Annotated in this window: 8 protein-coding genes; 3 read left to right on the forward strand and 5 right to left on the reverse strand. The window is 42.5% G+C overall.

Annotation, left to right across the window (positions count from 1 at the left end; translation table 11 throughout):
- Nucleotides 1–145 precede the first annotated feature (145 nt).
- The gene (locus FD723_RS26605; RefSeq protein WP_179068047.1) at nucleotides 146–469 is read right to left on the reverse strand and encodes a YnfA family protein; all 324 of its coding nucleotides are present in this window, start codon (nucleotides 467–469) and stop codon (nucleotides 146–148) included.
- Between the two features lie 241 nt (nucleotides 470–710).
- Between FD723_RS26605 and FD723_RS26610 the strand changes: the two genes are divergently transcribed.
- Nucleotides 711–5,372, forward strand: a complete 4,662-nt coding sequence (locus FD723_RS26610) for a GAF domain-containing protein (protein ID WP_179068048.1) — start codon at nucleotides 711–713, stop codon at nucleotides 5,370–5,372.
- 602 nt (nucleotides 5,373–5,974) lie between these two features.
- Here the strand turns inward: FD723_RS26610 and FD723_RS26615 are convergent.
- Nucleotides 5,975–7,477 (reverse strand): acyl--CoA ligase, encoded by a 1,503-nt coding sequence (locus FD723_RS26615; RefSeq protein WP_179068049.1) that lies wholly within the window; start codon nucleotides 7,475–7,477, stop codon nucleotides 5,975–5,977.
- A 242-nt stretch (nucleotides 7,478–7,719) separates the two neighbouring features.
- Here FD723_RS26615 and FD723_RS26620 point away from each other — a divergent pair, with 242 nt between their 5' ends.
- Both FD723_RS26620 and FD723_RS43090 read left to right on the forward strand, forming a co-directional pair.
- Nucleotides 7,720–8,865 (forward strand): BMP family ABC transporter substrate-binding protein, encoded by a 1,146-nt coding sequence (locus FD723_RS26620; RefSeq protein WP_179068050.1) that lies wholly within the window; start codon nucleotides 7,720–7,722, stop codon nucleotides 8,863–8,865.
- Nucleotides 8,866–9,343: 478 nt separating this feature from the next.
- A complete protein-coding gene (locus FD723_RS43090; RefSeq protein WP_256874933.1) occupies nucleotides 9,344–9,553 on the forward strand; it encodes a hypothetical protein in 210 nt (69 codons plus the stop codon).
- Between the two features lie 24 nt (nucleotides 9,554–9,577).
- Here the strand turns inward: FD723_RS43090 and FD723_RS26630 are convergent, their stop codons facing one another.
- The 3 genes from FD723_RS26630 to FD723_RS26640 all read right to left on the reverse strand — a co-directional run bounded on the left by FD723_RS26630 (nucleotide 9,578) and on the right by FD723_RS26640 (nucleotide 11,771).
- Entirely contained in the window at nucleotides 9,578–10,192 is a 615-nt protein-coding gene (locus tag FD723_RS26630; RefSeq protein WP_179068051.1) for an anti-sigma factor, read from the reverse strand.
- A gap of 157 nt (nucleotides 10,193–10,349) precedes the next feature.
- Complete coding sequence (locus FD723_RS26635) at nucleotides 10,350–11,006, reverse strand: sigma-70 family RNA polymerase sigma factor (RefSeq protein WP_099101330.1); 657 nt, start codon at nucleotides 11,004–11,006, stop codon at nucleotides 10,350–10,352.
- A gap of 612 nt (nucleotides 11,007–11,618) precedes the next feature.
- On the reverse strand, nucleotides 11,619–11,771 hold the full coding sequence (locus tag FD723_RS26640) for a hypothetical protein (protein ID WP_179068052.1): 153 nt from the start codon (nucleotides 11,769–11,771) through the stop codon (nucleotides 11,619–11,621).
- Nucleotides 11,772–11,893 lie beyond the last annotated feature (122 nt).

The raw sequence follows: 11,893 nt of genomic DNA on the forward strand, positions 1-11,893 counted from the left end.
CTCCCGTATGAACGCGTAGATATCTACTTGCCTGATTCTCATCGCTTAGTTGCAAAAAAACTTTTGCAATTTTGCGTGAGATTATCATCTGTTTTAAAGGGAACAATATAAAAGCTATTGGTCAAAAATAATATAGAAAATTTACTTAATTTCTCGGAGTAAACATGATAATTAATACACTCGCTAAAGCTAAACATACTCCGATTAAGTCGTAACGGTCTGGAGTTACCCCGTCTACCTTCCAGCCCCAAAGCGTTGCCATTGCAATAAACACGCCGCCATAAGCTGCATATACTCTGCCAAAATTTGTCGGCTGGAGAGTTGCAAGAACCCCGTAGAAAGCTAAAGCAATTCCTCCCAATAGACCCCACCAGAAAGGCTTCCCCTCGCGCAACCACAACCAGATCAGGTAGCCACCCCCAATTTCAAAGAAACCAGCCCACAAAAAATACAGTAGTGACTTAATCATTTGACCGATTATTTAATAAATCGAACTCAGTGAAATTACGCTAACGCTTTTAACTAAACTATTGTCATTAATTAAAGTAAGTTTGTTGACCAAATGGGGATTGGGCATTGAAAAGAGGCAGAGGGTCGGGGTGCAGGGGGCAAGGGGGAGAATGAAAAATGACCTCTTTCTCCTCTGGCTCCTTGCTCCCTACTCCCTGCTCCCTGCTCCCCAATCCCCAGAATGTAGATAAGGCTCACGGATGAAAGCACCATTACCTGATAACGAAGCACAGAGAATTGAGACGCTTTTACAATATAAGATTCTGGATACGCCATCTGAAGCCGCCTTTGACGACCTTACCCGTTTAGCTTCGTATATTTGTCAGACTCCTATTGCCTTAATTAGCTTAATTGATACAAATCGCCAGTGGTTCAAGTCAAAAGTCGGAATGGAAGCTCTAGAAACACACCGAGATTTTGCATTCTGTGCCCATGCCATACTCCAGCCTGACATTTTGGTTGTGCCTGATGCCACAAATGACGAACGATTCGCTACAAACCCACTGGTAATATCTGACCCAAATATTCGGTTTTATGCTGGTGTACCTTTGACTAACGCTGAGGGGTACGCGCTAGGAACCCTGTGTGTAATTGACTACGTACCACGAGAACTTAATCCAGAACAACTGGAGGCATTGCGAACCTTAGGTCGTCATGTCATTAAGCAACTGGAACTGCGCCGAAATTTAGCAAGTTTGGTACTTGTTACCAAAAAAGGCAAACAGGCGCAGAGGCTAGGCAAGGAATTTTTCAAAAAGATTGCAGCAGGTTTGGCTTTGGCGTCGGCAATGGTAGTTATGATTGGCGTGGTTTCTTATCAAAATACAAGAGTATCTACTAATAATCGCAGTCTAATAAAAAAGACTTATAAAAAAATTAACAGCTTAGAAAAACTACTGTCCCAAATCAAAGATGCCGAGACGGGACAAAGTAGTTACCTCTTCACTGGGCAACAAATTTATCTAAAACCTTATCAAACAGCACTCGCTAACGTCGATCAAGAAATTGCCAAGCTGAAGGGTTTAACAGCAGATCAACCGAACCAACAAAAGCAGATTGCAACACTTGAATTTCTCATCACGGCTAAACTTGCTGAACTACAACAGACTATCGACTTGCGCCAGAATAAGGGATTAGAGACGGCGTTGCAAGTACTACAGAAAAATAATCAGCAAAATCTCATGGATGATATCCGCAAGGCGATCAATGAGATGGTGGACGAGCAAAGGGAACAGCTTCAGCAGCAATTACAAACAGCAAAAGCTCGAATTCGTAACACAATTCTGATACTTGCGATCGCAATCTGCCTAAGTTTTATTGTTCTTGTTGTAGTCTACTACTTCATCTATCGTGAGGTTACAGAGCGGAAAAAGGCAGAAGAAACCTTAAATCAAGAACGCAATTTTATCTCAGCAATCCTTGATACAGTCGGCATGTTGGTAATAGTTCTCGACAGTCAAGGAAAAATCGTTCGTTTCAATCAAGCTTGTGAGCAAATAACCGGTTACTCCTTCGATGAGGTGAGGGGTAGGTATTTCTGGAACTTATTCCTACTTCCTGAAGAATTGGAGCCAGTCAAAGCAGTTTTTAAGCAATTGCTAACGGGTAAAGGCTTCTTGGAGTACGAAAACCATTGGGTAATGAAAGATGGCAGTCGACGACTGATTGCCTGGTCGAATACCTTCTTAAAAGACTATGAAGGATCAGTAGAATACATCGTTAGTACTGGTATTGACATTACCAATCACAAACGCGCACAACAGCATCTAACTGCCCAATATGCTACAACCCGCGTCTTAGCAGAGTCCGCCACAATCGGCGAAGCTACTCGCCAAATCTTGCAAGGAATTTGTGAGAGTTTGGTATGGGATTTGGGTGAAATTTGGATGGTCGATGAGCAAGCAAACGTGCTGCGTTTTCTCGATATCTGGCATAAAACATCCCTGGAAATGCAGGAGTTTGAATCACTAAAGCGACAAACCACCTTTGCGCCAGGAATTGGACTACCTGGACAGGTTTGGGCTAGTTCTGAACCTGTTTGGATCGCTGATATCGTTAAAGATATGAATTTTCCTAACTTCAAAATTGCTGCTCAAGTAGGACTACACGCAGCTTTTGGTTTTCCAATCCGCAGCGACCATAAAATCCTCGGTGTCATTACCTGCTTCAACCGTGAAATCCATCCCCCTGACCAAGATTTGGTCAAAACAATGAATTATATCGGTGAACAAGTGGGGCAATTTATCCAGCGTAAACTAGCTGAAGAAGAAATACAACGCCAAAATTTGCGATCGCAACTATTTACCGAAATTACCCTCAAAATTCGTCAGTCTTTGGAAATCGAAGAAATTCTCCAAATCACTGTTGAGGAGGTACAAAAGATTCTCCAGACTGACCGAGTTTTGATATATCAGTTTTTGCCAGATGAGTCTGCAACCACCGTTACTGAAGCAGTAGTTTCTGGCTTACCAGCAATCAAAGAGCAAAATATTACTCCCCTTTATTTACAAGCGGAATATCTACAACAATATTATCTACAGCAGTACCGTCAAGGACAGATTTTAGAGCTAAATAACTTGGCTCTGCCGGAAGTTGAACAAAGCCATCTAGAATTAATCCAACAGTTTGGGGTCAAAGTTAATTTAGTTGTGCCCATTCTTGTCAAAGAAGAACTGCGCGGTTTGCTCATAGTTCATCAGTGTGACGATTCCCACCACTGGTCTAGCTTTGAAACTCATCTTTTGCGACAAATAGCTGACCAAGTAGGTATTGCCTTAGTCCAAGCCCAACTATTAGCAGCAGAAACTCGTCAGCGAAAAGAACTGGAAATTGCCCGTCGCCAAGCGGAATTAGCTTCTCAAATGAAAAGTGCCTTTTTGGCAAATATCAGTCATGAAATTCGAACTCCGATGAACGCTGTATTGGGAATGACCAGTTTGGTATTAGATACTCCCTTAGACGCAGAACAGCGAGATTTTATCGAAACAATTCGCAGTAGTGGAGACGCCCTTTTAAGTTTAATCAACGAAATTTTGGATCTTTCTAAACTTGAAGCTGGAGAGATGGCTCTCGAAACTCTAGATTTTGATCTATCCACTTGTGTAGAAGAAGTGGTGGAATTATTAGCTCCCTCAGCCCATAACAAGGGATTAGAAATTGCTGCACTGATTGAGCATAACGTCCCCACTCACCTCAAAGGAGATACCGGTAGGCTGCGGCAAATTCTGATGAACTTAATCAGCAATGCGATCAAGTTTACCAGCGCTGGCGAAGTATTAGTGCAAGCCGAATTGCGTTCCTTTTCTTCGACTACAGCCACCATCCATTTTGACATCACAGATACAGGTCTTGGTATTAGCCCTGAGGACCAACGCAAACTCTTTACGCCATTTACTCAAGTGGATGCTTCTACCACTCGTAAATATGGTGGTACTGGTTTGGGATTAGCTATTTGTAAACAGCTTGTAACCTTGATGGGAGGAGTGATTGGGGTAGAAAGTCAGATAGGGAAAGGATCTAATTTTTGGTTTGAGATACTTTTTACCAAACAAGTTGAGCCTGTTTTGCCAAAATGCGATAGCTTCGCCAACGCCAAGGGCGAACGCCCACTTTTACAAAATCACCGCTTGTTAATGGTCGATAACAACGCTACTAATTGTAAAATTATCTCCCATCAAGCTACTCATTGGGGAATGATGGTAGATCGTGTTGACAATATTGCTGCGGCCCTGAAAGTTATTCAGCAAGCTTGTGAGCAGGGGAAACCATATCATATCGCCTTGATTGATATGCAAATACCCCAAACTGATGGCATGACAATCAAAGAACAAATTCAAGCTAATTCTGCACTTGCTGAGATCCCTTTGATTATGATCGCCTCTAATAATCAACGGGATGAAGTGCAGCAGGCACTCAAAATTGGGTTTGCGGCTTATTTGGTCAAACCCATTAGACCATCACGACTCCTTGATACCATCATGACTATTTTAGGAGTGCAGTCGGAATCAGAACAAGAGGCTACTAAAGAAATCCAGAGTCTAGAAACTTCAGACATTCTTACTGCCGCTTTCTCTAACCCATCTGCTAAATCGAAGTTAAGAATTCTCCTAGCAGAAGATAATTTGGTGAATCAGAAAGTAGCCTTGAAGCAACTCCAGAGTTTGGGCTATAAAGCCGATGTCGTTGCCAATGGCAAGGAAGTTTTGCAGCTATTAGAAAAAATTCCTTACGATTTGATTTTAATGGATTGCCAAATGCCAATTCTCGACGGTTTAGAAACCACAAAAGAAATTCATCGTTGGCAAGAGGACGCTTTTGCACTGGGTCATCGTCCTGTGGTGATTGCGATGACGGCGAATGTGATGAAAGAAGACCAACAAACGTGTCTCAATGCCGGAATGGACGACTATCTGAGTAAGCCAGTTTTTAAAGAAAAATTGGCTGCCACCTTAGAGCATTGGACAGGCGTGATTTCTTCCCAACAAGAGTCAATTGTGTATGAACAAGTAGTTTCCACCACAAACAACGGCACAGACAATCTAGCAATTGATTGGGAACAGTTGCATCAGATATCGGGAAATGATCAAGAATTTGAACTAAATCTATTGCAATTATGCGTTGAAGATATTAAACCACGTTTAGAGGTCATTAAAATAGCGATCGCACATAATAACTTTGAGCAAATAGCACGAGAAGCCCATCACCTTAAAGGTGCTAGTGCCAACATTGGAGCCACAGCTATGTATCTAGCCGCTGACAAACTAGAACAACTAGCTAACGATCAAGACCTAAGAGGTACTACTAACTTAATTTCAGAATTAAATGAATTTGTCAACTGCATTCAAGACTTTTTAACAAAATAGAATAAAGGTGTCGTTTGAGGCGTTGATTAATGGTTGCTTTGATGGTAAGCAGATTGGCGCGGTAGGGGGTTGGTAATTTATAAACCTTGCTACGATGTCAAACATCTACAATTTTTACCAAGAAAACATCATCGAAAATATCTAATATCATATCCGACTAAATACTTGTCATTACGTTTGCTCTTGGCGTTCCCGCAGGGTACGCAGCGATAGCGGAGTGAAGTAATCGCAATGATTCTGTGATTGCTTCGTTCCACTCGCAATGACATATCATAAGTGATTAAGCGGACATGATATAACTCGATAATCGCCTACTCTAATTCGATATGAATTTTCTTCACCCTGTAACTTTTTAACTCTATTGGGACGTGGTTCTATAGCCAATTCATCTATTTTGGGTTGTATGTGGTCTTGTAATTATTGGGATAGTTATCTAAACATTTTTCTAGCACCTTTGGTAAATTTAACTTTGTAAGTCACGCTACGTCCTTTTTTCTTTCGTTAGCGATTTCCTTTTTTATGTCGTCCCATGCAATAAGACTATTATTTTCTAGATCGGTTTTAGCAGCATTTTTGAGCAGCGCCATCTTTCTCCCCACTCCCTACGCCCCAATATTCAACAATTTCGCCATCGCCAACCGTTGTAGTTTACCGGTAGCACCACGAGGTAGTTGATCTAAAATGTGAACTTGCTTGGGAACTTTGAAGTCTGCCAGCATGTTTGAACAGTGAGTTAAAAGTTCTTTTTCGCTAACTTCTGCTTTCAGAACCACAGCGGCGTGGATATCTTCTCCTAAAGATTTGTGGGGGACAGCAAAAGCTAAGGCTTCGGCGACTGCGGGATGACGCAACAAGACATCATCCACTTCTAAGGGAGAAATTTTTTCCCCACCCCGATTAATCAATTCTTTAATGCGTCCAGTCAAGCGGAGGTAGCCATCTTCGTCCACAGTACCTTGATCTCCTGTGCGGAACCAACCATTTACAAAAGCAGTGGCGTTAGCTTCTGTATTATTTTCGTAGCCATCTATAACATTGGGTGCTTTTACCACCACTTCACCCAAGCTTCCCTGAGATAATAGGTTGCCTTTAGAGTCCATAATCCCTACTTCAACACCGAAGCCATAACCGACAGTACCCGGTTTCCTGACTTTTGGCGGTAGGGGATTAGTGGTCATTAAGTGAGATGCTTCAGTCATGCTATAAGCTTCTACCACTGGAGCATTCAAAGTTGCCTCTAGCTGTTCAATGATAACCGGGGGCAAAGAAGCGCTACTAGAGCGAATAAAACGAAAGCGATTAGCTTTAACAATTTCTGTGTTGCGGCTAGCGCGTGCCAAAATTGTCTGGTGCATAGTTGGCGCTGCGGAGTACCAGGTGGGTTTGTAGGTATCTACCAGTTTCCAAAACTCCAGGGCATTGAAACCATTGGGACAAACTAGTGTACCGCCCGATGCCAGAGTTGCCAGCAAACAGCCCACCAATCCGTGAATATGGAACAGGGGCATTAGACAAAGTGTCGTATCTGCGGCTGTGAGTGAGTAAGCACCAATGAAGTTATTGGCTGAAGCGATTAAGTTGCGATGACGAATTGGCACACGCTTGGGACGACTCGTAGTGCCGCTAGTATGGAGAATCATCGCTATATCATCAGACTGAGGCAAGGGAGCAGGGGGCGGGGAGCAGGGGGGAAGTTTCTCTTTGACTAATTCAAAGCTTAATGTGCCATCAGTGTTTACCTTGGCATTAATCAGTATCATATCGGGTGTGACAGCGGCAATGGCTGCTTCTGACCCCTCAGATAACGTAATCAGTGCTTTTGCTTGGGTATCTTGGTAGTAAAAGGCAAATTCTTCTTGCTTGTATTTGGGATTTAAGGGTGCAGCAGTGCCACATAAAGCAGCAGCCAAAAAGGTAATCGCCATTGGCGAACCGTTACTCATCGCAATGGCAATACGTTCTCCCCGTTTCAATCCAAAGCTGTTGAGTTGGGTTACTAGTCCAAGAACATTGTCGCGCAATTGCTGATAAGTTAGCGATCGCCCCTCAGCCGTAACTAGCGCTGGATGATTGTCTTCCCCCACTAAAAGCTCAAATAAATTCATTCAAAACCTCCAGATTAAGAAAGTTGGGAATTGGAAAAGAAACTTTTTTCTTGTTTCTCTTATCCTCATTGTCCCACTTGTCCACATTTCTCATGCCCCATGCTCCATGCCCAATTCAAACATTGTTTAGTAAGTTTAAGGCAAAAAACAAGAGCTAAAATTAAGTCAATAGTGTGGAGTGTGGCTGTTATGACTAGAAATCAGAAAAATCTTTTTCACCAACTAAACCCCATAGATAAAATATGGATCGTCGGAATTTTCTAAAGTATCTCACTTTAGCAGGATCTAGCTTTGCCTTAACTAGTTGTATTCAAGGCAGAAATTCCACCAAATCGCAGGGTGAGGCGTCTCCTTCAGCGTCACCTGTGGCGGTAAATGAACCTCTCAAGGTGGGATTTGTCTATGTGGACTCTGTGGGTGATTTTGGCTGGACTTATGCCCATGATTTAGGTCGCAGAGACATGGAAGCCACTCTTCAGGATAAGGTAAAAACTACCTTTGTTGAAAACGTCAAAGAAGGTGCTGACGCTGAAAGGGTAATTCGCCAATTAGCATTAGATGGTAACAAGTTGATTTTTACAACTTCCTTTGGGTACATGAACCCAACAATTAAAGTTGCCAAAGACTTTAGTGATGTTGTCTTTGAACACTGTACAGGATACAAACGTGCTACCAATGTTGGCACCTATCTGGGACGCTTTGAAGAACCGCGTTACTTAACTGGCATGATTGCTGGCAAGATGACAAAATCAAATTTAGTTGGTTTTATTGGCGCATACCCAATTCCAGAAGTAATCAGAGGAATCAGTGCATTCACTCAAGGTGTACGGTTAACAAATCCCCAAGCAAAAGTTAAGGTACTTTGGGTGCAAAATTGGTACGATCCAGCTAAAGAAAGAGATGCGGCTCAAGCTTTGGTCAATTTAGGTGCAGATATATTAACACAACACACCGACTCTAGTGCTGTTGTCCAATTGGCTGAGGAAAAAGGTATTTATGCTTTTGGCTACAACACTGATATGAGTAAGTTTGGTCAAAAAGCCCACCTGACATCAGCTATTAATAAATGGGGCAAATTCTATACAGATAAAGCTTTAGCTGTAATGAGTAATACTTGGAAGTCTCAAAATATTTGGGATGGTATTGGTCAAGGAATGGTGGATATTTCCCCAATGAATGAGGCGATTCCGGCTGATGTGCAACAACTAGTGTATGCGAAGCGCGATGAGTTTATTCAGGGTACTGCACACCCTTTTAATGGCCCGATGAAAGACCAAAAAGGGGTAGTGCGAGTGCCAAAGGGTAAGGTGTTGGATGATCGGGGACAACTAGCGATGGATTGGTATGTTGAGGGAATTGAAGGGTCAATTCCGAAAGGGAAATCCTAGTACAAGAAGGCAAAAGTAAAAAGAAAGAAAGCTTACGCTGCATTCATTTTGAATTTTGAATTTTGAATTCCGCCTTGCGGTACTAGTGGTCTGTCAATAAATATTGATGGATAAATTACTAGGATTTACGCATTGACAGAATAACAAAATAGTAAATTCATAAATAAGGGTCATCTACTTTCTAGGTATCGGACAATTAGAAAAATTAGTAAACCATCGACAGGACAATGCAATCTAGACATCTACACCTTATTTTTGCTGTCAGAGCCAAAGTTTGGAGGGTGCAGTAGATTGGTAGAGAGATTGGGAGAAGTGTCACATGATAGAAAGATACTGTGCTGGAAATGTAGGTAAATGTAAAAAAAGCTTTTGTACAAGGAAAATTGTTTACTCTGCCAATGAGCTACCCAGCGATGGCACTAGATGATAGCAAAGTTTACGGATATTTGCTTTCTTTTTCCAACTCTAAAAATTTTGAATGAGTTTAGATGTGCTGGAAGATTATCAGCCCCATAGACAAACACCAGAAAACCTCTATAATCGGCAAATTATCGAGGTTTATGAGCCACAGTCGCTCTCTTATAGTTGGGCTTGGTTTTATTTAATAACTCTAGAGCAAGTTGAGCAATTAGGAGGCTTCCTCCAACCTGACGGCTGGTGGAGCGGCTTTGGTTTAACCCTAGAGTAAAATTTTGAACTGTAAACTTTGCGATTAATTGATGTCTTGTTTGGGGTCGTGGCGTTGCGGCTGTACCTGACGAATTGAATTTTCTGGTGAGGCTACTGCTGCTTTCGGAATTTCAATTACCGGGTTATTTAGTCCCACCATCAGCGGCGAAGGGGGAACTATAGACGCTGAGGAGGTTTGTATCGGTTCTGTTTCTGGTCGTTGTGCCAGTTGCGGCACTCTTGAACCGCCACCGACGAAACCAGATACAACGCCGATCGCACAAGCAGCAACAGCAGCACCTCCCACCATCCAGTTTAGACGGGAGCGGCGGTGCAAACGTGTCAATACTTGTTGAACTGTTACTTCTGGTGATTGTTGGGCTGTGGGCACTGGGAGCGTCCGCAAGCCTTGGCGCAGTTTTAACAGTCGGGCATACAAGCATTGAACTGAGGCATCATTTGCCAGCCATTCTTCTACTTGCTTGCGTTCGGTGGCTGTAACTTCACCATCAAGATAAGCACTCAATAACTCGAAGCGATCGCGCTTCACCATATCCATAAGACCCGTTGATTCATTGGTATGATTGGCCATTCCATCTGACAAATTTTGAGGAAGTTGCAAAGGAGAACGGTCGTAAAACTGAGAATCAGTAGTCATCTTAACATTATTACCAATTCATACACGGGTAAACTGGGCGAGAATTGCGGGAAAATTAGCCAATTTTCATCCTAAAGGCAGAAGCTATCTACGTCTTTATGGTAATTCTTAATCTATGCTTAAATTCTGCCATTGGGCAGAGGCAAGATCCTGTAAATTAGGAGTCTAGATAATTCTGCAAGTGAGCTTGCAACCTCGATCTAGCTCTGGCTATTCTTGACTTCACAGTTCCTAAGGAAACTCCAGTGATTTCGGCAATTTCTTCATAAGCCATACCTTCGATTTCTCTCAGGACGATGGTAGTACGAAAAACTTCTGGTAAATCCGCGATCGCTTCCCGCAATTGCTCGTAAAATTCTCTAGTTGTCAGTTCTTCCTCAGGGCCGGGAGTATCGCCGGCGATTTCCCAATCCATCTCGCCGTCTTCTAACGAACGAGGAGCATCCAGTGACAAAGGACTCATCACCCGCTTGCGTTTCCGTAACTCGTCGTAAAACAAGTTGGTGGCAATACGGCTTAACCAGCCCCGAAATTTAGCAGGCTCTTGTAATCGGTTAATATTCCGATACACTCGAATCCAAACTTCTTGAGCCAAATCGGCTCTGTCAGCCCAATCTGGAGCCAGGTGGTATAGAACTCGATCAACTTGACTTTGATAGCGGCGTAATAGTTCTGCAAAGGCAGCACGATCTGGTCGCAGTCCGGCTTGACAGCGCAAAATTAAATCGTGGTTAGGGAGTTTGTCAACTTGCACTGATGCTTCTGGATACTTTGCATCAACCGTTGACCAGGATACAGTAATCGATTGACTCATAGATCGTACTGGCTCTAAATCATCCCTATCTATTAGACCTGCTAATGGGGTAGAAGTTCCATGCTCAGGTGACGGATTTATTACTGGAACACTGAAGCATACAATTTTGGATACATTTATAGCGATAAGCAGAGTCAATTTTTTCTTATACTGCTCTCATTGTTGCCCTGGCAGGGGGCAGGGGGAGAATTCATAACTCCTCACTCAGCACTCAGGACTTTCAACGGGGGGGCAAGTTGCTCTTGCAACAGATATACACTGATAGCGTAGCGGTAGGGAATCAGACGCTCCTACGGACGCTCGTACCTCGCTACCGCTTCGCTAACACTGCGCTATCGAGCGTCTTGCAGGAGAACGGTAGCAGAGATTTGGAGACTAGCTAAACTTAAACCCTTGTTCCTTTTGGTCGCGGCAGTTTTTGCTAACAAAATAAAATTCTAATTTTATGCACACTTCGATACTTTTAGCAACTGGGTATATACGCTTGATAAAAATAATTAAATCTGGTTATAAGGATAAAGATAAAATTTTGTAATTATAGCTTCTTGATACTTTTAAAATTCAGGTGATAATTTCTGGAAGTTGGGTTGCTGTAGTTGCTAGGATGGTGATTTAATTTTTTGATTTTGTTACCAGAATAGTTACTGATTGTTCTGGTTGTGGGCCGTAGGCAGTACTAGAGTTATGTTGCTCTGGTACGCGAACTTGAAAAAAGAAATTGAGGGAAAATGTAATTGTGACTGCTAGCAATAGTTTTTCAAACATGGTTTTTCTTTCACCTACACCATTAATGATTGATTGCTACATTTCAAAAGTTCTACCAGAAAGTCTTATTAAAGGCTTACGACCCGCAGAACTTCTGAGAAATGAGGTTGCTCACCTAGAGT

Source organism: Nostoc sp. C052 (genome assembly GCF_013393905.1).
Lineage (GTDB): Bacteria > Cyanobacteriota > Cyanobacteriia > Cyanobacteriales > Nostocaceae > Nostoc.

Bases quoted from the DNA above. Each gene is read 5' to 3' on its own strand.
- FD723_RS26630 (WP_179068051.1), bottom strand. From the start codon at position 10,192: ATGACTACTGATTCTCAGTTTTACGACCGTTCTCCTTTGCAACTTCCT.
- FD723_RS43090 (WP_256874933.1), top strand. From the start codon at position 9,344: ATGAGTTTAGATGTGCTGGAAGATTATCAGCCCCATAGACAAACACCA.
- FD723_RS26615 (WP_179068049.1), bottom strand. From the start codon at position 7,477: ATGAATTTATTTGAGCTTTTAGTGGGGGAAGACAATCATCCAGCGCTA.
- FD723_RS26610 (WP_179068048.1), top strand. From the start codon at position 711: ATGAAAGCACCATTACCTGATAACGAAGCACAGAGAATTGAGACGCTT.
- FD723_RS26640 (WP_179068052.1), bottom strand. From the start codon at position 11,771: ATGTTTGAAAAACTATTGCTAGCAGTCACAATTACATTTTCCCTCAAT.
- FD723_RS26605 (WP_179068047.1), bottom strand. From the start codon at position 469: ATGATTAAGTCACTACTGTATTTTTTGTGGGCTGGTTTCTTTGAAATT.
- FD723_RS26620 (WP_179068050.1), top strand. From the start codon at position 7,720: ATGGATCGTCGGAATTTTCTAAAGTATCTCACTTTAGCAGGATCTAGC.
- FD723_RS26635 (WP_099101330.1), bottom strand. From the start codon at position 11,006: ATGAGTCAATCGATTACTGTATCCTGGTCAACGGTTGATGCAAAGTAT.